Source organism: Hymenobacter ruber, from assembly GCF_054783255.1.
In genome coordinates, this window is the sequence record NZ_BAAGQX010000004.1 from 76,068 (window position 1) to 95,412 (window position 19,345).

Here is a 19,345-nt window from a genome sequence, read left to right on the forward strand (position 1 = left end):
GCACATCATGCTCATAAGCCGGCTAGTGTTGTTCGACTTGGGTTGGTGCTTCTTCTACCTGGGCTTCCTGCTGTTCTTGCCTTTGGCCACCCCCATTGTGGTGCAGCTGCTGCTGGCTTTTGGCATGGGCCTTACCATGGATATTTTTTATGATACCGGCGGGCTGCACGCGGCGGCAGCGGTGCTGCTGGGCTTCCTGCGGCCGTGGGTGCTGCGCCTGCTCACCCCGCGCGACGGCTACGACAGCGCCGACTCGGTGAACGTGCACCAGATGGGCTGGCAGTGGTTTGGCGTGTACCTGACGCTGCTGGTGCTGCTGCACCACGCCGCCTTTTTCCTGCTGGAGCTGGGCAGCTTCCGGCACTTCGGCACCACACTAGGAAAAATGCTGGTGAGCGCACTCTTTACCGGCCTTTCGCTGTTGATTGTGCAGTTATTGTTCTTCCCGGTAAGAAGAGGCAGGAGTTAATTATAGAATTATAAAACGGTCATGCTGAGCGCAGTCGAAGCATCTCTGCCGTGAGAGTAAATCAATTGCTTCTGCAACGAAGCGGTAGAGATGCTTCGACTGCGCTCAGCATGACCGTTTTAAAAGTTACTCGAATATAAAATGCAGTACCTCGAAGGCCGTAAGTACGTAGTGCAGGGCATCTTTCTGGTGGTGGCGCTCATCTTCCTCACCCGCCTGTTTTTTATGCAGGTGCTGGACGGAACGTACAAGCTGGCCGCCGACAAAAACACCTTGCAGCGCCTAGTGCAGACGCCGTACCGCGGCCTGATATACGACCGTAAAAACGTGCCGCTGGTGCAAAATACGCCGGTGTACGACCTGATGGTGGTGCCCCGCGAAGTAAAGCAGCTCGACACGCTTCGCCTCGCCGAACTGCTGCAAATTCCGCTGGAGGACCTGCGCGCAAGTCTGGTAACGGCCAAGAAGTACTCGCGCGTGAAGGCCTCGCCCATCCTGCAAAACCTGACGACGGCCGATTTGGCCATTATTCTGGATAAGCTAGGCGACTTTCCGGGCTTTCGCACCCAGACGCGCATGGCGCGAGCCTACCGCACACCCAACCTGGCCCACGCCTTAGGCTACGTAGGTGCCATCACGCCGGCTTTTCTGGAAAAACCCAAGTATGCCAAGTATCAGCCGGGCGAAAATGTGGGGATTTCGGGGCTGGAGTCCTACTACGAGCAAACGCTGATGGGCCGGCGCGGTGTGCAGTACAAGATGGTGAACGTGCGCGGCATCGAGAAAGGCAAGTTTCGGGGCGGGGAGTTCGATACGCTGTCGGTGGCCGGGCAGGACTTGCACCTGAGCATTGATGCGGAGTTGCAGGCCTACGGCGAGCAATTGCTGGCCGGCCGGCGTGGCTCCATTGTGGCCATCGACCCCAAGACGGGCGAGATTCTGGCCTTCGTGTCGGCTCCGCACTACGACCCCAAGCTGCTCACGGGTAAGGGTTCGGGCAACCGCTACATGGCGCTGCTGAACAACCCCGACCGGCCGCTGTTCGACCGTCCGCTGATGGCGACGTACCCGCCCGGCTCGGTTTTTAAGTTGGTGAATGAGCTGGTAGCCTTGCAGTTGGGGGTGGTGCAGCCCAGCACCGGCTTCGAATGTAACCAGAAGTTGGTGCGCTGCACCCACCGCCACGAATACCCCGGCAACGTGAGCATTGCCATCAAGAACAGTTGTAATCCTTATTTCTACCAAGTGTTGCGGGCGGTGGTGCAGCGCGGGCAGGCTCCGAATAAGTACGACGATGCCCACATTGGCCTGGCGCAGTGGCAGAAGATGGTGAAATCCTTTGGCTTAGGCGAAAAGCTGGGCGTGGACATGAGCCAGGAAAAGCGCGGCCTGATTCCGTCGCCGGAATTCTACGACCACAAGTTCTTCAATAAGAAGGAAAACCGCCAGCACCGCTGGAGCTTCCGCAACGTGTACTCGCTCAGCATCGGGCAGGGCGAAATCGGCATTACGGGCCTGCAAATGGCTAACGTGCTGGCCACCATTGCCAACCGGGGCTGGTACTACACGCCGCATTTCGTGCGCGGCATCGGCAACGGCGGCCCGCTGCCGGAATTCCAGCAGAAGCACTACACGGCCGTGGATACGACGTTGTTCAAGTACATCATTCCCGGCATGGAGATGGTGGTGGACGGCAACGGCGGCACCGGTAACCTGGCTTCGCTCTCGCAATACGGCATCACGATGGCCGGCAAAACCGGTACCGTGCAAAACCCCCACGGCTTCGACCACGCCACTTTCGCCGCCTTCGCCCCGGTGCAGGACCCCAAAATCGCCATCGCGGTATTTATCGAAAACAGCGGCTTCGGGGGCACCAGCGCGGCACCGGCCGCGGGCTTGATGATTGAGAAATACCTGCGCGGTAAAGTGGCCCCGCACCGCAAGCGTTGGGAAGATTGGGTGATGTACGGTGACTTCACCAAGCACCTGCACGGGATGTAATTCGGTGTAAAGACGCAGAATTGCGTCTGGTCGTGCACCCCGTTCGGGGACATTGCCGTTCAACGCCGAGGCGCAATTATGCGTCTCTACACCGTTCTTTCAACATTACGTCCACTTTCCGGGTTGTAGCACCTCCCCAACCAACGTTTCAACACATATGGAATCCCTGCAAGGAAAAGTTGCCCTCGTTACGGGCGCGGGCAAAGGCATTGGCCGTTCGGTGGCCCTGGCGCTAGCCGCCGAAGGCGTGCATGTGGGCCTGCTGGCCCGCACCGAAAGCGACCTGCAAGCCGTGGCGGCTGAGATTATTGCCGCCGGTGGTACTGTGGTTACGGCCGTGGCCGATGTAGCCGACCGCACCGCCGTGAACATTGCCGTGGCCAAAATCCACCAGGAGCTGGGCCCGATTGACATCCTCATTAACAACGCCGGCATTGGCACGTTTGCCAAGTTTCTGGAGATGGAGCCCGAGCAGTGGGAGCACATCATTCAGGTGAACGTGCTGGGCACGTACTACGTGACCCGCGCCGTGCTGCCGGTGATGATTGCGCGCCAGACCGGCGATATTATCAATATTTCGTCGACTTCGGGGCAGCGGGCTGCTGCTGGCAGCAGCGCCTACAGCGCCTCCAAGTTTGCCGTGCTGGGTCTCACTGAGGCGCTGATGCAGGAGGTGCGCAAGCACAATATCCGCGTGTCGGCCCTCACGCCCAGCACCGTAGCCACGCCGCTGGCCCTCGAAAACAAGCTCACCGACGGCAACCCCGAGAAGGTGATGCAGCCCGAGGATTTGGCCGAGTTCATGGTGGCGCAACTGAAGCTGAACCGCCGCATTTTTATTAAGGAGGCCGGCATGTGGTCGACAAACCCGTAATTCGGGCCTTGAATTGTTGGCGAAGCGCCCTCGCAGCAATGCTGTGAGGGCGTTTTTCATTGTAATTAAACGCTCCGAATCCCATGTCAAGCCCCGAAATTCAGTTGCAGCTCGCTCAGGAAAAACAACTCGTTGCCGCCACCGCCGCCGGTTGGGTGCGCGATGGCATGGTGGTGGGGCTGGGCACCGGAAGCACGGCCGCGCCATTCATTGAGCTGCTCGGCCAGCGGGTGCGCGAGGAGGGCTTGCGTATTCAGGCCACGGCCACGTCGCGGGCCAGCGACGAATTGGCGCGCCGCGTGGGCATCCCGATGCTGGAGCCCCGGCGCGGCCTGCGCTTCGACCTGACCGTGGACGGGGCCGACGAGCTCGACCCACAGCTGCAACTCATCAAAGGTGGGGGAGGGGCTTTGCTGCGCGAAAAAGTTATTGCTACGGCTTCGGATTACCTGCTCATCGTGGCCGATTCGTCGAAGGCCGTGGCGCAGCTGGGCCGGTTTCCGCTGCCGTTGGAAGTGGTACCCTTCGCCCTGCCCTGGGTGATGGACGCCGTAGCGGCCCTGGGCGGTGCGCCGGTGGTGCGCGTAGATAAGCTGAACCCTGCCGAACTGGCCCAATCCGACCAGGGCAACCTGCTACTGGACTGCCATTTCGAGAAAATTGAGAACCCGACTGAGTTGGCCCGGGAGCTGAAAACCATTCCCGGCTTAGTGGAACACGGCCTGTTTCTGGGCTTGGCGCGGGCCGCCATTATCGTACAAAGTGGCGAAGTACACGTGCTGCGCCCAAGCCAAGTGGCGGTACCCACCGCTGCATTTTCGACTCTTCCCTAATGCCTGATTCCGGCCGATTTACGCTCCCGGCGGTGCCCGCCGTACTGCTTTCTATTGTGAGCGTGCAGGGCGGGGCGGCCATTGCCAAAGGCTTGTTCCCATTGCTGGGTGCGGCCGGGACTACCAGTATGCGCATTGGGCTGTCAGCGCTGATATTGCTCCTGGTGGTGCGTCCCAAGCTGGGGCAGCTACGGGCGGCGCAGTGGCGGGCGGTGGTGCCCTACGGCCTGGCATTGGGCCTCATGAATTTCCTGTTTTACTGCGCGCTGGCCCGTATTCCGCTCGGGCTGGCCGTCACACTGGAATTTGTGGGGCCGCTGGGGCTGGCGCTGGTGGGCTCGCGGCGCTGGGGCGATGCCGTGTGGGCGCTGCTGGCCGCTGCCGGCATCGCGCTGATTGCGCCGTGGCATGGGCACGGAGTTGATTTGCTGGGACTGGCCTTTGCGCTGGCGGCCGGTGGGTGCTGGGCCGTGTACATCGTGCTGGGCCAGCGCACGGCCGCCGTGCTGCCGGGCCAGCAGGCGGTGGCCATCGGGATGCTGTTTGCGGCCTTGCCGGTGCTGCCTTTTGGGGTGGCCAGTGGCAGCTTGCTGGGGCTCACGCCGCACCTGCTGCTGCTGGGCGGGCTATTGGCGCTGTTTTCCAGCGTACTGCCGTTTTCGCTGGAAATGCAGGCATTGCGCTCCTTGCCCACGCGCACGTTCAGTATTCTGATGAGTCTGGAACCGGTAGCGGCAGCTATATCCGGTTGGCTGCTGCTGGGCGAGCGGCTGCTGTTCGGCCAGTGGCTGGCTGTGGGCTTCATTGTAGTAGCCAGCGTGGGGGCCACGCTCACGGCCCGCCGCGACGCGCCGGCTATGGTGGGAGACTAGCACACCCACACACACACACACACACGTAGCGCGGACTTTGTAGTCCGCGAGTCAACCAATCAACTCGCGGACTACAAAGTCCGCGCTACGTGTGCACTACTGCAACTCCTTTGCCGCTGCTTCATCCATAAACCAGTCTGCTTCCCCCGCAGCTGGGGCGATGAGTTGCGCGGGATATTCTTCAATATCCTGCTCGCCCAGCAACACCCGCTGCACAGCCGCCGCCTTATCGGCCCCGAAAACTAAAAATGCCACGGCGCGGGCCTGGTTGATAAGCGGAGCCGTAAGTGTGATGCGGTAGGCATCAACCTCAGCCACGAAAACGGCTTGCACATCGGCCGTAGTGGCATGCAGCACAGGCGTGTGCGGGAATAGCGAAGCCGTATGGGAATTGTCGCCCAAACCCAGCAGCACCAAATCAAACTGCGCGGTTTCGTCACCGAAAAAGCTGTTGATTGTTTGGGTGTACGCCTGCGCCGCCTCGGCAGGCGGCAGCAGGGTATTCACGGCAAAAACATGGCTGTCGGCGATGTTTAGCGGGGCCAGCAGGGCCGTTTTAGCCATGAGGTAGTTGCTCTGCGCATCAGTGGGCGGCACGTTGCGCTCATCGCCGAAGAAAAAAAAAGTATCGGCCCACGGCACTTGCTCACGATAGGCGGGCGAAGCTAGCAGCTCGTACAATTTCCTAGGCGAGCTGCCGCCCGATAGCGCCACCGAAAACCGGCCCCGCGCCGCCACGGCCTGCGTGGCTTTCTCCACAAAAAAGTCGGCCAGACTGTGCAAAACCTCCTCTACAGAAGCGAAAACGTGCTGGGGCATGGCTATTTCTTCTTGCCGTTGAGGGGCAGCGTGAACCAGTGGAAACCGTCGCGGGCAATGAGGGCCTCGGCTACTTCCGGGCCCCACGAATCGGCCGAATAGTTGGGGAAATTCAGGCTGGCGCGGCCCTGCCAGGCGTTGAGAATGGGCATCACCAAATCCCAGGCTTCCTCCACTTGGTCGCCGCGCATGAACAGGGTTTGGTCGCCGAGCATGGTGTCGAGTAGCAGGGTTTCGTAGGCCTCGGGTGCTTCGGCCGAGTACGTGCCCTGGTAGTCGAACACCATGTCCACGGTGTTCAGCATCATGTCGAGGCCGGGGCGCTTGGCCTGCACTTGCAGGCGAATGCTCATCTCAGGCTGAATGCTGATAACGAGTCGGTTCTGCTGCCAGCTCTCGCCCGTTTCGGGCGGAAAAATGACGTGTGGCACGTCCTTGAACTGGATGCTGATGATGGACGCCGAGCGGTGCAAGCGCTTGCCGGTGCGCACGTAGAACGGCACGCCCTGCCAGCGCCAGTTGTCCACGAAAAATTTCACGGCCGCGAAGGTTTCGGTGTTGGACGTGGGGTTGCCGTCCTTCTCCTCGCGGTAACCGGGCACTTCCTTGCCTTCAATCCAGCCCGCGCCGTACTGCCCGCGCACCGCCGACTCGCGCACTTCCTCGGGCGTGAAGCGGCGCATGGCGCGCAGCACGTCCACCTTGCGGTTGCGCACTTCGTCGGCCGTGAAATTCACGGGCGGCTCCATGGCCACCAGGCACAGCAGCTGCAGCAGGTGGTTCTGAATCATGTCGCGCAGCGCGCCGGAGCCGTCGTAATAACCCGTGCGCTCGCCCACGCCCAACTGCTCGGTCACCGAAATCTGGACGTGCTCGATGCTATTGCGGTTCCAGAGCGGCTCCATGATGGCGTTGGCGAAGCGGAAGGCCATGATGTTCTGCACCGTTTCCTTGCCCAGGTAGTGGTCGATGCGGTAAATCTGGCTTTCCTGGAAGTGCTGGGCTAGCAGCTTGTTCAGCGCCCGGGCCGATTCCAAATCGTGCCCAAACGGCTTTTCAATCACAATGCGAACCCGCGTGGGGTCATCATCGGCGTGGCTCTGGGCAATGCCCGTGGCGATGATGGGAAAGAACTCGGGCGCCACCGCCAAATAGTAAATCACGTTGGCCGTCGCGTTCCATTCCTTCTCGAAGGCGGCAATGCGCTGGCCGAATTCCTCGTAGGCGGCCGGCGTTTTCACGTCGGAAACCTGATAGAAAATGTGCGGCGCAAACTTGTCCCAAGAGTCTTTTTTGGCCTTGCCGCTGCGCGAAAACTGGTTGAGGTCGGCCAGCAGGTTGGTGCGGAATTCTTCGTCGGTGAGCTTGGTGCGGCCCGTGCCAATGATGGCAAACTGCTCGGGCAGCCAGCCGTCGAGGAACAGGTTGTACAGCGCCGGCGAGAGCTTGCGGGCGTTCAAATCGCCCGTACCGCCGAAAATGACGAAGACCGTGGGCTTGATGCTGGTGTTGTTATTCATTGCCATTGACGTGGGGAAGCAGAAAAAAGGAACGGGGCTAGTTGTTGGGTTTCACCGGCTCCTTCTCGGGGCCATGCTCTTCCACCTTCGTATCTTTTTTATTGGCCGCGTCTTCATGCTCCGGCGTCCATTGCGTGTGGAATACGCCTTCCTTGCCAATGAGCTCGTAAGTGTGCGCGCCGAAGTAGTCGCGCTGGGCCTGAATGAGGTTAGAAGGCATCCGCGCCGTGCGGAACGTATCGAAGTAGCTTAGCGAAGCCATGTAGCCGGGCAGGGCCAGGCCGGCGGTGGCCGCGGCGGCCACCACGGCACGGCTGCCGGGCACGGCTTCGCTCACCAGTTTCTGTACTTGGCCATCGAGCAGCAAGTGGGCCAGGTCGGGCGTGTGCTGGTAAGCGTTGAAAATGTCATTCAGAAAGCCCGAGCGGATGATGCACCCTCCGCGCCAGATTTTGGCAATGTTAGCCAGGTTCAGGTCGTAAGAATAGTCTTTCGACGCCTTCGAAAGCAGTTGCATGCCCTGGGCGTAGGTGATGACCATGCTGAAGTAGAAGGCCTGCTCCAGCTGCGCCAGGAAGGCTTCGCGCTCCACCGGCAGCGCACCGGCCGCCGGGCCATACAGCCCCGCCAACTGCTCGCGCAGGGCTTTGTACTTCGACAAATCGCGCATGGCCACGGCCGTGTCCACGGTGGGCAGCGGCGTTTCCAAATCCATGGCTACCTGCGAGGTCCACTTGCCGGTGCCCTTCGCCCGGGCCTCGTCCTTGATGTCGTCGAGCAGCAGATGGTCGGTATTCGGGGCGATAAAGCCGAAAATGTCCTTCGTGATATCCAGCAGGAAGGACTGCAGGCGGCCCGCATTCCACTTGGCAAATACCTGCCCGATGGCCGCGTTGTCCATACCCAGACCTGTTTTCAATACCGCATAGGTTTCCGCGATGAGCTGCATCAGGCCGTACTCGATGCCGTTGTGGACCATCTTCACGAAGTGGCCGGCCGCGCCGGGGCCGATGTACGTCACGCACGGCTGGCCGTCGACCTGCGCCGCGATGGCTTCAAACATGGGCTGCATCACTGCATAAGCCGCTTTGTCGCCGCCGGGCATCATGCTGGGGCCGAAGCGGGCGCCTTCCTCGCCGCCGCTCACGCCCATGCCGAAGAAGTGGAAACCGGCCGCTTCCACGGCCTTGGCGCGCCGCTCGGTGTCGGTAAAGTGGGAGTTGCCGCCGTCGATGATGATGTCGCCGGGGGCCAGCAGGGGCTGTAGCTCGGCAATCACGCTATCCACGATGGGGCCGGCGGGCACCAGCATCATCACCGCGCGCGGCGTTTGCAGGCCGTTGAGGAACGTGGCGAGGTCAGTGAAGCCTTCCACCGGCTTGCCCGCGCCTTCCTTGGCCAGCAGGTCGATTTTGGTGGCGTCCTTGTCGTAGCCGGCCACGGGAAAGTCGTGGTCGGCCAGGTTCAGCAGCAGGTTGCGGCCCATGGTACCGAGGCCAATCATGCCAAAAGAAGGCTTGGAAGCGGGAGTTGCGCTCATCAGAAAAGAGGGGTTAAGAAGCAGGGTTCAGGTCAGGGAAACGAGTTACGCCAGAAAAAGGCGAAACCGGCGCGAAAGTTTTGGCGGGAGAAGCAACTGACTACCTTGCTGGGGCGCCAGAAAGATTATATTCGTACATAAGTATCCTTCATTCCAGACAAATACGCCCATTAAAGCCTACCATCTGCTGTTGCTGCTGCCACTGCTGGGCATGCGCAAGTGCGAAAGGGAGCCTGTGCCAGCCTTTAAGCTCCCGGCAGCCACTCAGTCCGGGGCCAATACGTTCGGGTTTATGATTGATGGCCGGGTGTGGCAGAATTACGGCTGGCTGCCTTATACCGCCGGTGCAAGCGACAACCTGCGGGCCACGTATTCTCCTCGCTACGGGTCGAAGAACTTCAGCATAAGCGCCGGCCAGATTGCCCGTGATGTATACGAGGAATTCTACTTGTCCATCGACAGCCTGACCCATGCCGGGACTTACCAAGCCACCAAAATGCCCCTGCCGGGAGCTAATGTCCGGGCCGAGCGTGGGTTTGTCTTTAATAATAAAGAAACACAAACCGTTTACAGCTACCTCTACAAAGGCAGCAACGCTACCATTACCATCACCAAGCTTGATACTGCCGAGCACATCATTGCCGGTACATTTACGGGGGATTTATCTCAAGGTAATGACTCCACCAAGCGAGTGCACATCATCGACGGTCGGTTCGATGTTCGCTATTAGTGGGTTAATTCCATCGCTCAAAAATGGGCTTTTCTGCTAAAGATTTTTTTTCGTGGGTACGCGCCAGCGGAAGCGCATTATCAACATTTACAGCTTCTCAAACGGCACGTTCTCAATTGGATAAGATTTCCAATCCTGATAATCAAAATGCCACCACTCAGCAGGCAACACCGCGAAGCCATTCCGCTCCATCACACTGCGAAGCAGGTCGCGGCGGGACCGTTGCTCGGTGGTGCCACCGGTGTAGGCGGCGTAGGAGCGAAGGCTCATTTCATCGTACTCGCCGGGCATGGCCACTTCTTTGTTGGCCGCGATATCCCACAGGCTGAGGTCGACGGCGCAGCCGCGGTTGTGGCGGGAGCCTTTGCGCGGGTCGGCCACAAACTCCTTTTTATCGGCCGGCGTGTGGTCCCACATCTGTTTGGTGATGCGCCAGGGCCGGTAGCCATCGAACACCAGCAGGCAATAGCCCAACGGTTTTAGCTCAGCATTTACCTGCACTAACGCCTCGGCGGCGGGGCGCTGCAAAAACGCCCGCGCCTGCGGATAAAGCACCCGGCCCATGAAGTTGTGACTGGTGGCGTAGCGAATATCCAGCCGAATAGTCGGGTCGAGCCGGGTCAGCTCAACCAGCTCGCCGGGGCGGAACGGGCCGGCTTCGTGTGGCGGCCGGGCGGCGCAGCTGCTGAAGATGCTGAGAACCCAGACCAGCCACAGGTGACGCAGGGCACGAATCATAACGAAAACTGACTAGCGGAAAGCCAAATAAACAGAAAAAGCAGCCCAATGGGCTGCTTTTTCGGTATCCGTCCCGCCGATGCCCCAGCGGGCCACGCCGGCTTACTCAATCGTGAACCGCCGCCCAGCCGTGGTACCTGCCGCAGTGGCCACCCGGTACACGTACACGCCCGGCCGCAGGTCCCGCGTGCTGAGCGCCAGGTGGTCTACGTGCCCGTCTACCTGGTAGGAGGCCGCCAGCCGGCCGCTCGCGTCAAACACCTGCAGGGTGCCGGTGGTGTTGGTGGGCACCACGTAGGGCAGGGCCACCGTGCTTTGCGCGGGGTTGGGGTAGGCCCCGGCGGCATCGGGCAGCACCGGCGTGGCCGCGCGCAGCGCCAGCCGGCCCGGCAAGCCATACACGCGGCTATACTGGCGCGTAATGCTGTTGGTGGCGCTGTTGTATACCTGAATGTTCGACACGAGCTTGGCGCCGGCCGGCGTGTTATACACCGACATGTAGTAGTTGGTCGAGTCGAATACGGCCAGTTGGCTGCCCGTTTCCGAGAAAATAATCGACTTGCGCATCAGGCCCTGCTGGGTGGTGCCGTAGTCAACCATGTATTCCAGCGTGGCCGGGTTGGTGTCGAACAGGGCATCCGACACGTACTGCACCCCCTGCGCCTCGTAGGTCGTGCCAATGACGGGCACGTTCAACTGCTTGTAGACGGAGTGGTTCAGGTTGTACACCATCACTCGGGTGATGACCGCGGCCGAATTATGCACCGTCATCTGGTACTTGTAATCACCGGTACTGAGCCGAATCATCTCGCCTTCGCCCGTATACACCTTTTCGGGGGTAATCTGGGCGTGGGCCGCCGGAGCACCCAGCAGGGCCGTGAGGGAAAGCGCGTAAAAAAAGAATTTCATGCGAAGAAATAAGTGAAAAAAGACGGGTTAACGGCCGCAAAGCTACGCCGCTGCCTATTTCCCCACCGCCTCGTCCCCCTTTTGTTTCCGCCGCACCAGCTTCTCCACCGCGCCCAGCTTCTTAGTAAAATCCGCGTCGAAAGCTGCCGTGTAGTCGTCGGGCAGCAGGTCCACAAAATCAGCCTTGTCGCGTTGGTAGCTGGCCTACACGAAGCGGGCCAGGGGCACCACTTTATTGAAGCGGCAGCGGAGAATAGGGCGTAAACGTTTCTCTTCCATATGGAAGGTAGAAATGATGAGCCCAAAGTGCGAGTATTCAGAAATGCAATGCCTTGCGCTATCTCGCTGTTGTGGCTTGTCTGGCCAGCACCGCGAGGCAATGGGCCACGCTTTCGAGGCAGTGGGCCAACCTCCGCGCCGCCGCCGGGTACAAAAAAAGCGGCCCGCAGGCCGCTTTCTCCGTCAAATCATCTGAAGTTTCGATTACAAAATGCCGCTCATAAAGCCCGGCACCACGCCCAGCAAGATGCTCAGCAGCGCCAGCACCACCAGCGTCACCGTTTGGATGCCATCCACCGGCACGGGCGTGGCACCCTCGGGGGCCGGCTGCATGTACATGGCGATAATCGGACGTAAGTAATAATACAGGCCCACCATGCTCATGATAACCGCGAACACCACGAGGCCGATGTAGCCCTGGCCCACGGCCGCCGCCAGCAGGAAAAACTTGCCAAAGAAGCCCCCCGTGAGCGGAATGCCGGCCAGCGAGAGCATCGCCACCGTCATGCTGAAAGCCAGCAGCGGGTTGGTCTTGCCTAGGCCGTTGAGGCCGGAATACCGGTCTTCCTGGCGGTGCTCCGCCACCAGTTTCAGTACCCCGAAGGCGGCCACCGTGGCGATGGAATAGGCCAGTGAGTAGAAGAAAATGCCGCTGGCGGCATCGCCCGTCAGAATGCCTTTGCTGGCTACGAGGCCGATGAGCAAGTAGCCGGCGTGGCTCACGCTGGAGTAGGCCAGCATGCGCTTGGTGTTGGTCTGGGCCGCCGCGCCAACGTTGCCGAGCAGCAGCGTGAGGGCGCACATGGCCTGAATGGTCGGCATCCAGAAGCCTTGGGCGGCGGGCAGGGCCACGGCCAGCAGCTTGAGGAACGCCGCGAAACCGGCCGTCTTCACCACCGTGCTCATGAAGGCAGTGAAGAAGGTGGGCGTGCCTTCGTACACGTCGGGCGTCCAGAAGTGGAACGGCGCGGCTGATACCTTGAATCCGATGCCGATAATCATCATCAGAATGCCGATGTAGAGCATCGGCTGCAGGCTGGCGTTGGCGGGGTTGGCCACGGCCGCACCCAATTGCGAGAGGGCGAAGGTGCCCGTAGCGCCATACAGCAGCGCAATCCCAAACAGCAGAATGCCCGTAGCAAACGCGCCCATCAAAAAGTATTTCAGGGCCGCTTCGTTCGAGCGCGAGTCGCGCTTGCTGCTGCCGGCCAGCACGTACATGCTGATGCTCAGGATTTCAATGCCCACAAACAGCATGAGGAGGTGGTCGTAGCCAATCATCATGATGGCGCCCACCAGCGAAAAGAGCAACAAGGCGTAGTATTCAGCCAGGTTCGGCTCGCCCGAGGTTACGTAGCTGCGTGAGAAGGGCAGGAGCAGAATGGTAGTCAGCAGTACGATGCCGGTGAAGGCGACCGTGTAGTTGTCCACCACCAGCATGTGATTGAAGTAGGGCGCGTGCGCCACGTTCCAGTCGGCGAAGTTGGCCCCGAACACGGCCAGCAGCAGCAGCATGGCGCCGGGCAGCAGCACCTTGTTCGAGCGCAGAAAGCCCAGGAACAGGTTGAGGATGCCGAAGACGGAGAGGAGAATGATGGATGTCATGGGCTTTCTGGGAGTCGGAACAACAGCTACGAACTGTCATCCTGAGCTTGCGAAGGACCTTATCACGGTCGCTTCGTTGGATTACTACTTCAAATCTATGCGAGCGTGATAAGGTCCTTCGCTGCGCGGACGCTAGATAAAGGATGACAAATCCGTCACCCCACAAAAAAACTATCGGCCAACCAGCGACAGAAGATTGGTAACGGCTGGCTCCGAGATGTGCAGGAACGTATTCGGGAACAAGCCAATCCAGAATACCAGCGCGATGAGCGGTACCAGAATCAGCAGTTCGCCGCCGGTCAGGTCGGTGATGGTTTCGGAGAAGGACGAGTCGGGGCCGAGCATCACGCGCTGGAACATGCGCAACAGGTACACCGCCGAGAAAATGATGGTGAGGCCGGCCACCGCGCCTACCCAGGCGTTGTACTGGTACACGCCGGCCAGCAGCAGGAACTCGCCCACAAACCCGCCCGTGAGGGGCAGTGCCACCGTGCTCAGAAGCATTATCAGAAAGCACACCGAGAGGACGGGCGTACGGCGCGTGAGGCCGCCGAGGTTGGGGATGAAGCGGGTGCCGGTGCGGCGCTCGATGGCATCGGCGATGAAGAACATCCCGACCACGTTCACGCCGTGGGCCAGCATCTGGACCACCGCACCTTGCAGGCCGATTTGGGTGAGCGAGAACACGCCGGCCGCCATCAGTCCCACGTGGCTGAGCGAGGAGTAGGCGATGAGGCGCTTCACATCGCGCTGGCGAATTGCGATGATAGCGCCGTAGATAATGCCGATGACGGAGAGGATGATAACCGGCTTCTGCCACTGGCTCACACCGAGCGGCACGACAGGAAGCAGCCAGCGCATGGTGCCGTAGATGCCCATTTTCAGCATGATGCCCGAAAGCAGCATGGTGGCGGGAGCGGGGGCTTCGGTGTAGGTGTCGGGCTGCCAGGTGTGGAAGGGGAAGATGGGCATCTTCACGGCAAAGGCCGCGAAAATCAGCCAGAACAGCCACGACTGCTCCGAGGCGCTGAGCTTCAGGTTATAGAACGCGGTGAGCTCCGAGGAGTGCTGGGCCAGTGAGCCGGCGGCGGGGCCAGTTTGCAGGTAGAGGTATACGAAGCCGGCCAGCATCAGCAGCGAGCCGACCACGGTGTAGAGGAAAAACTTGAGGGTGATGGCAATGCGACGCTCGCCGCCCCAGGCCCCGGCCAGCAGGTAAATCGGAATGAGGGCGACTTCCCAGAAGAAGTAAAATAGGAAGGCATCGAGCGAAACGAACACGCCGAGCAGGCCCGTCTGCATAAATAGCACGAGGGCGTAGAACGTGGACGGGTTGTCGTAATCCCGCTTGAAGGCGCTCAGCAAAATGAGCGGCACCAGGAAAGTGGTGAGCAACACCATCAACAAACTCAGGCCATCGAGCCCGATGTGGAAGTTGATGCCGGCGGAAGGAATCCAGTTGTAATTGAGGTTGAAACTGGCCGAGCCGTGGCGGGTGAAGTCGAACGCGGCGTAGGCGGCGAGGACGAATTCGAGGAGCGAGGCCCCGAAGGCGAGGGCGCGGGCGGCGGCTCCCTTCACGACGAGCAGCAGCAGGGCGGCGGCTAAAGGGAGAAAAAGCAGTACAGCAGTCAGCATCAGCAGGCGGGTTGGGCGCGTTGCAGGGTGGGGGAACCCACCCGCAAATTGACCGCAAACTTACGCACGGACTAGGAAGGCACCACCGTTTTTGTGCAACTTCTACTGTCGGGCCACTTTGCGGCTCATCAGCACGCGCCCGCTGGCATCGAGCCACTGCGCCGCGTAGAGCCCCGGAGCTAGGGCCGCGACGGAAACCGACATCTCGGCTCCGGCCGTGGGCTGGCGCAGCACTTCGCGGCCCAGGGCATCGAGCAGGCGCACGGCAGCAGCGGACCGGGCCGGCTGGCGCAGGGTGAGAATTTCGGTGACGGGGTTGGGAAAGGCGAGGAAACCGGCGGCTTCGGCCGCCGCCGCCGTGGCCGTGGGCCGGCAAGACACAGCGGCCATGATTTTCGTCCACAGCTCGGTGTCGAAGGAGGACGCGGCCAGGCGGCTGGCCCCGGCGGTGTTGCCCTGGCGCACTACCACGAGGCCCAGGCTGGGCACCACGTAAATCTTCTGGTCGTTTTTACCGAGGGCGGCAATGAGGTCGGCGGGGGCGGAGGGGATGAGCGGGCCGGGCAGTGTGATTTGGGCGCCGGGCAGCTTGTAGCTGGGTTGGCCATTGAGCCACCAGAGGTAGCCGTAGCTGCGGTTCAGGGTCTGGCTGGGGGTGGTCATGCGGCGGAAATAGGCCGTGTCGGTCAGGATTTGGGTGCCGCTCCAGGAGCCGCGCGCCAGGATGAACAGGCCGAAACGGGCCATGCTGCGGGCTTTGCTGTAGAATACGTCGTTGGCCCACAGGCCCGTCATGCCAATGCGCGTGCCCAGGCGTTGGCTGGTGTAGGTGGTCATGTTGGCAACGCCGCTGGCTTGCACCAATACGTTTTGCAGGGTGCGGTAGGCACCGGTGTGGTAGGCCCAGCGGGTGGCGGGCGGCGCGAGGTAAAGCAGGCAACCGGGCGTAGAGCTTTCGTTGTCGCAGGGCGCGGGCGGACTGTCGTCGAGCCCGGTGGTCATGGTGAGCTGGTGCAGCAGCTGAATCTGGCGCTGCTGCGGGCGGGTGGCACTGGTCCAGCGGCCGAGGTATTGGGAGGTGCTGTCAGTCAGGCTCAAAATCCCGTCCTGCCGGGCCAGGCCAACGAGCGTAGCCGTGAGCGACTTGCCAGCCGAGGCCCAGTACCAAGCCGAATCGGCGGTGTAAGTCCCGTAATAATGCTCCACCACCAGGCGGCCGTCTTTCAGTATTAATAATGACTTGCTGCTTTTGCGCCCCGCAAAGGCAATCAGCGAATCCAATTGCGGCTGGCACCAGCCCAGGCTGGCGGGCGTGGTACTGGCCCAGGTGCTGCCCGCAGTGGGTGGAAAGTATAGGCTGGATGTCTGGGCTTTGGCGCTGCCCGATGGTAGCACTGCAATGGCGATGAGTGCGAATAGAAGTAGCAGGTTTTTCATCGGCGCGAAGGTCTTACAATATATAGCTAGACCCGCGGCTACGGCTGCAGTTTAATTGGGCCGGGTAAGGTCCTGATTTACATTTGCCGCTCTTGTTGCTATCGCCATGAATACCCCAACCCTGCGCGTGGCCCGGCCCACCGACAACCTGCCCGCCCTGCGCCGTTTCTACTGCGACGGCTTGGGCTTGCTACAAATCGGCTCCTTCACCGCCCACAACGGCTTCGACGGCCTTATGCTGGGCCACCCGCATGCCCCGTACCATCTGGAATTTACGCACCAGCCCGGCCACGTTGTAGGCCGCGCTCCTACGGCTGATAATCTGCTCGTCTTCTACCTGCCCGATGCCGAGGAGTGGCAGGCGGCCGTGCAGCGCATGGCTGCCGCTGGCTTCGCGCCGGTGCCGTCATATAACCCGTATTGGGACGAGCACGGCCGCACTTTTGAAGACCCCGACGGCTACCGCGTGGTGCTGCAGCAAGCGGCCTGGGCACCGCGCGAAGCGTCGCCGGTGACCCTGCGCGAATTCCGGCCCGGCGACCAGCCCATTTTCCGGCAGCTCAATGAGGAGTGGATTTCGCACTACTTCACCCTGGAGCCCGCCGACTTGAAGGCGCTCGACCATCCCGAAGAGTACATTCTGGGGCCGGGCGGCTGCATTCTATTGGCCGAAGTAGGCGGGCAGGTAGTGGGCACCTGCGCCCTGATTAAGATGGACGATGGCCGCAGCTACGAGCTGGCCAAAATGGCCGTCTCACCCGCCGCGCAGGGGCGGCAGATTGGCTATTTGTTGGGCCAGGCGGCCGTGCAGCGGGTGCGCGACCTGGGCGGTGCCCGCGTCTATCTGGAAAGCAACTCGAAGCTGGCCCCGGCGCTGGCGCTGTATCGCAAGCTCGGTTTTCAGGATTTGGCCGAGCCCAACCCCTCGCCCTATGCCCGGGCCGACGTGCAGATGGAATTGTTGCTGCATTGATGTCCAGTGCTTTGATTCCAAAATCGCCGGTGGTTTCGCGCCTTGCGCCCACGCCCAGCGGCTTCCTGCACCTCGGCAATGCCGTGAATTTTGTGCTCACCTGGCTGCTCACGCGAAAAGCCGGCGGCACGCTGCATCTAAGAATCGACGACCTGGACCGTGCCCGCCTGCGCCCGGCCTATCTGGATAATATCTTCCGCGTCATCGACTGGCTGGGCATTGATTATGACCACGGCCCCAGCGGCCCCGATGATTTCCTGCGCCACCATTCGCAGCTGCTGCACCTGCCCGACTACAACCGCGTGCTGCGCCGGCTGGCCCTGGTGCCGGGCCTGGTGCAGGCCAGCACCCGCTCGCGCACCAATGGAACCGAAACTAGTGTTGTGCTCGAAACGCCGGGCGCGGCCTGGCGGGCGCACGTGCCGCCAACCACCAAAATAGCTTTCCCCGATGCCTGGCAGGGCGAAACCAACGTGCCGCTCGGCGCACTGATGCCGGATTTTGTAATTCGTAAAAAAGACGGTGTGGCTGCCTACCAGGTGGCTTCGGTGGGGGATGATTTGCGGCTCGGTACCAACCTGATTGTGCGCGGGCTGGACCTGCAAGCCAGCACGGCCGCGCAGCTCTGGCTGGCCAGTCAGCTTTCGGAAACCGCAGCATTCAATGCGGAACGGGTGCAGTTTTTTCACCACCCACTGCTCACGGATGCGGCGGGCCAGAAACTCTCCAAGTCGCAGCAGCTGCCGCTCGATGCGGGAGTGCTGGCCTCGGCAGGCGGCCGGGCGGCGGTATTGGTGGCGGTGGCGCAGCTACTGGCGCTTCCAATCGCCGCCGCAGAATCATTGGCGACGCTGCAGCAGGCAATCAATGGCAATGTCCCTGCTATTGGAGGAAATATGCGCCCATGAGCACCGCCGCCGCCTAGTTTTTCACAATGCGAATGCGGGTGCTGCCGGTGGCGGTGCGGGCCTCCAGCACATAGAGGCCGCTGGCGCAGGCGGCCACGGGCACCGTGGCCGAGGTGCTGCCGGCCGGCAGCTGGCCCGACCATACCAGCCGGCCCTTGAGGTCGGTGAGCAGCAGCTGGGCACTGCTGTGCAGGTGGTCGAGGGTGATTTGGACGGCCTCGGTGGCGGGTACCGGGTGGGCCTGCATGCGCAGACCATCGGGGCCGGGCTGGCCCACGCGGGTGGCCAGCGGGCGATTGGTGCCGAATATTTTAAACGCCATGTCGAGGCCGACCGGGGCAGGGTTGGTGCCGATGCCTGCGTCAAGGAGCGGCAGCCAGGGGCCGATGTCGGCACCATCCGTGGTCTGTTGCAGGGCGTTGGCCCCGGTCTGGGTGCGGGCACCCACGGTGGTCACGGGCACGAAACAGTTGGTGCCCGTGCCGGAGGGGGCCCAAGCCGTCCAGCTCACCCAATATGTGCCGGCGGGCAGCACCAGGTCCGGTGTCACCAGCGCTTCTATTTCCCAGACTTTGCGGGTGATGTCCGGTGCGTGGGCGCTGCCGGTGGGGTAGCGGCTGTTGAGCAACCGGTAGACGAGGGCATCGGTTGAGTGGCCGAGGCAGTTGGCCATGGCACTGCCGCTAACAACGGTGGCGCCCGCCGTGCCCGGCTGCCCCCGCCACACCTGCACGTACAGCCCGGTAAATGGCGAATCATCCTTCGCCCCGGCCTGGTAGCCAAAAAAGCTAAAGCTGCGCACCGTCCAGCTTTGGCCGGCGGGCACCATGAAGTCGTCGGCCAATTCGGTGCTTAGCGCGCCGTCGTACCCCAGGCCGGCAATGCTATTCGCCACAGTTGTGTTGCCCAGGTCGTTCTGCACTTCGCTCCAGTGCATGCCGGCCGGCGCGGGCACTTCGCTACTGCTGGCCATTCCCGTGACAATCGGGCCATTAGTGAACAGCTGCTGGGCCCAGCTGCCAGGTGCAATGGCAAGAGCCAGCACGAGGAGGATAGAGGTTTTTCTCATGTGGAGGGAGAAAAGAACAAGTTTTTATTGATAAATTTATTATTTTTATAAACATAGCGTCTTTTTATTGAATTATGTTGAATTAAAATAATTATTTTATTGAATTTAAATAAATACAGAGAAAAGCCGCT

Annotated in this window: 17 protein-coding genes; 8 read left to right on the plus strand and 9 right to left on the minus strand. The window is 61.1% G+C overall.

What is annotated here, in order from left to right:
* Positions 1-82: 82 nt before the first annotated feature.
* The 5 genes from ACYVM5_RS10875 to ACYVM5_RS10895 all read left to right on the plus strand — a co-directional run bounded on the left by ACYVM5_RS10875 (position 83) and on the right by ACYVM5_RS10895 (position 5,049).
* Positions 83-469 (plus strand): hypothetical protein, encoded by a 387-nt coding sequence (locus ACYVM5_RS10875; protein ID WP_460618139.1) that lies wholly within the window; start codon positions 83-85, stop codon positions 467-469.
* Between the two features lie 141 nt (positions 470-610).
* A complete protein-coding gene (mrdA, locus tag ACYVM5_RS10880) occupies positions 611-2,470 on the plus strand; it encodes a penicillin-binding protein 2 (RefSeq protein WP_460618140.1) in 1,860 nt (619 codons plus the stop codon).
* A 157-nt stretch (positions 2,471-2,627) separates the two neighbouring features.
* A complete protein-coding gene (locus tag ACYVM5_RS10885; RefSeq protein WP_460618141.1) occupies positions 2,628-3,344 on the plus strand; it encodes an SDR family oxidoreductase in 717 nt (238 codons plus the stop codon).
* A gap of 83 nt (positions 3,345-3,427) precedes the next feature.
* Positions 3,428-4,177: a ribose-5-phosphate isomerase A gene (gene rpiA, locus ACYVM5_RS10890; protein ID WP_460618142.1), complete on the plus strand. Its 750-nt coding sequence runs from the start codon at positions 3,428-3,430 to the stop codon at positions 4,175-4,177.
* Complete coding sequence (locus tag ACYVM5_RS10895; protein ID WP_460618143.1) at positions 4,177-5,049, plus strand: EamA family transporter; 873 nt, start codon at positions 4,177-4,179, stop codon at positions 5,047-5,049. The genes rpiA and ACYVM5_RS10895 overlap by 1 nt, the downstream gene beginning before the upstream one ends.
* 96 nt (positions 5,050-5,145) lie before the next feature.
* Here ACYVM5_RS10895 and pgl read toward each other — a convergent pair whose 3' ends face one another.
* The 3 genes from pgl to gndA are packed head-to-tail and all read right to left on the minus strand — an operon-like array spanning position 5,146 to position 8,928.
* Positions 5,146-5,868 (minus strand): 6-phosphogluconolactonase, encoded by a 723-nt coding sequence (pgl, locus tag ACYVM5_RS10900; RefSeq protein WP_460618144.1) that lies wholly within the window; start codon positions 5,866-5,868, stop codon positions 5,146-5,148.
* 2 nt (positions 5,869-5,870) lie between these two features.
* A complete protein-coding gene (zwf, locus tag ACYVM5_RS10905; protein WP_460620182.1) occupies positions 5,871-7,388 on the minus strand; it encodes a glucose-6-phosphate dehydrogenase in 1,518 nt (505 codons plus the stop codon).
* Between the two features lie 37 nt (positions 7,389-7,425).
* A complete protein-coding gene (gene gndA, locus ACYVM5_RS10910) occupies positions 7,426-8,928 on the minus strand; it encodes an NADP(+)-dependent, decarboxylating phosphogluconate dehydrogenase (RefSeq protein WP_460618145.1) in 1,503 nt (500 codons plus the stop codon).
* A gap of 190 nt (positions 8,929-9,118) precedes the next feature.
* Here gndA and ACYVM5_RS10915 point away from each other — a divergent pair, with 190 nt between their 5' ends.
* Positions 9,119-9,658 carry a Riean_0653 family protein gene (locus ACYVM5_RS10915; RefSeq protein ID WP_460618146.1) on the plus strand — a complete coding sequence of 180 codons (540 nt, stop codon included), beginning with the start codon at positions 9,119-9,121 and terminating at the stop codon, positions 9,656-9,658.
* An 87-nt stretch (positions 9,659-9,745) separates the two neighbouring features.
* Here ACYVM5_RS10915 and ACYVM5_RS10920 read toward each other — a convergent pair whose 3' ends face one another.
* The 5 genes from ACYVM5_RS10920 to ACYVM5_RS10940 all read right to left on the minus strand — a co-directional run bounded on the left by ACYVM5_RS10920 (position 9,746) and on the right by ACYVM5_RS10940 (position 16,264).
* Positions 9,746-10,396: a M15 family metallopeptidase gene (locus tag ACYVM5_RS10920; protein ID WP_460618147.1), complete on the minus strand. Its 651-nt coding sequence runs from the start codon at positions 10,394-10,396 to the stop codon at positions 9,746-9,748.
* A gap of 102 nt (positions 10,397-10,498) precedes the next feature.
* Positions 10,499-11,305 (minus strand): T9SS type A sorting domain-containing protein, encoded by an 807-nt coding sequence (locus ACYVM5_RS10925; RefSeq protein WP_460618148.1) that lies wholly within the window; start codon positions 11,303-11,305, stop codon positions 10,499-10,501.
* Positions 11,306-11,788: 483 nt separating this feature from the next.
* Positions 11,789-13,189, minus strand: a complete 1,401-nt coding sequence (locus tag ACYVM5_RS10930) for an NADH-quinone oxidoreductase subunit N (protein WP_460618149.1) — start codon at positions 13,187-13,189, stop codon at positions 11,789-11,791.
* 171 nt (positions 13,190-13,360) lie between these two features.
* Positions 13,361-14,827, minus strand: coding sequence for a complex I subunit 4 family protein (locus tag ACYVM5_RS10935; RefSeq protein ID WP_460618150.1), 1,467 nt, complete (start codon positions 14,825-14,827; stop codon positions 13,361-13,363).
* 102 nt (positions 14,828-14,929) lie between these two features.
* Positions 14,930-16,264, minus strand: a complete 1,335-nt coding sequence (locus ACYVM5_RS10940; protein ID WP_460618151.1) for a serine hydrolase — start codon at positions 16,262-16,264, stop codon at positions 14,930-14,932.
* A gap of 106 nt (positions 16,265-16,370) precedes the next feature.
* Here ACYVM5_RS10940 and ACYVM5_RS10945 point away from each other — a divergent pair, with 106 nt between their 5' ends.
* Positions 16,371-17,237, plus strand: coding sequence for a GNAT family N-acetyltransferase (locus ACYVM5_RS10945; RefSeq protein WP_460618152.1), 867 nt, complete (start codon positions 16,371-16,373; stop codon positions 17,235-17,237).
* Positions 17,237-18,145 carry a nucleotidyl transferase family protein gene (locus ACYVM5_RS10950; RefSeq protein WP_460618153.1) on the plus strand — a complete coding sequence of 303 codons (909 nt, stop codon included), beginning with the start codon at positions 17,237-17,239 and terminating at the stop codon, positions 18,143-18,145. The genes ACYVM5_RS10945 and ACYVM5_RS10950 overlap by 1 nt, the downstream gene beginning before the upstream one ends.
* Positions 18,146-18,158: 13 nt before the next feature.
* On the opposite strand, the gene ACYVM5_RS10955 is transcribed toward ACYVM5_RS10950, so the two are convergent.
* Positions 18,159-19,214, minus strand: coding sequence for a T9SS type A sorting domain-containing protein (locus tag ACYVM5_RS10955; RefSeq protein ID WP_460618154.1), 1,056 nt, complete (start codon positions 19,212-19,214; stop codon positions 18,159-18,161).
* Between the last annotated feature and the right edge of the window lie 131 nt (positions 19,215-19,345).

What these genes read in the sequence shown, in the direction of transcription:
- ACYVM5_RS10925 (WP_460618148.1), bottom strand. Translation starts at nt 11,305, where the DNA reads ATGAAATTCTTTTTTTACGCGCTTTCCCTCACGGCCCTGCTGGGTGCT.
- ACYVM5_RS10935 (WP_460618150.1), bottom strand. Translation starts at nt 14,827, where the DNA reads ATGCTGACTGCTGTACTGCTTTTTCTCCCTTTAGCCGCCGCCCTGCTG.
- zwf (WP_460620182.1), bottom strand. Translation starts at nt 7,388, where the DNA reads ATGAATAACAACACCAGCATCAAGCCCACGGTCTTCGTCATTTTCGGC.
- ACYVM5_RS10945 (WP_460618152.1), top strand. Translation starts at nt 16,371, where the DNA reads ATGAATACCCCAACCCTGCGCGTGGCCCGGCCCACCGACAACCTGCCC.
- ACYVM5_RS10920 (WP_460618147.1), bottom strand. Translation starts at nt 10,396, where the DNA reads ATGATTCGTGCCCTGCGTCACCTGTGGCTGGTCTGGGTTCTCAGCATC.
- ACYVM5_RS10940 (WP_460618151.1), bottom strand. Translation starts at nt 16,264, where the DNA reads ATGAAAAACCTGCTACTTCTATTCGCACTCATCGCCATTGCAGTGCTA.
- ACYVM5_RS10950 (WP_460618153.1), top strand. Translation starts at nt 17,237, where the DNA reads ATGTCCAGTGCTTTGATTCCAAAATCGCCGGTGGTTTCGCGCCTTGCG.
- rpiA (WP_460618142.1), top strand. Translation starts at nt 3,428, where the DNA reads ATGTCAAGCCCCGAAATTCAGTTGCAGCTCGCTCAGGAAAAACAACTC.
- ACYVM5_RS10930 (WP_460618149.1), bottom strand. Translation starts at nt 13,189, where the DNA reads ATGACATCCATCATTCTCCTCTCCGTCTTCGGCATCCTCAACCTGTTC.
- mrdA (WP_460618140.1), top strand. Translation starts at nt 611, where the DNA reads ATGCAGTACCTCGAAGGCCGTAAGTACGTAGTGCAGGGCATCTTTCTG.
- ACYVM5_RS10895 (WP_460618143.1), top strand. Translation starts at nt 4,177, where the DNA reads ATGCCTGATTCCGGCCGATTTACGCTCCCGGCGGTGCCCGCCGTACTG.
- ACYVM5_RS10955 (WP_460618154.1), bottom strand. Translation starts at nt 19,214, where the DNA reads ATGAGAAAAACCTCTATCCTCCTCGTGCTGGCTCTTGCCATTGCACCT.
- ACYVM5_RS10885 (WP_460618141.1), top strand. Translation starts at nt 2,628, where the DNA reads ATGGAATCCCTGCAAGGAAAAGTTGCCCTCGTTACGGGCGCGGGCAAA.
- pgl (WP_460618144.1), bottom strand. Translation starts at nt 5,868, where the DNA reads ATGCCCCAGCACGTTTTCGCTTCTGTAGAGGAGGTTTTGCACAGTCTG.
- gndA (WP_460618145.1), bottom strand. Translation starts at nt 8,928, where the DNA reads ATGAGCGCAACTCCCGCTTCCAAGCCTTCTTTTGGCATGATTGGCCTC.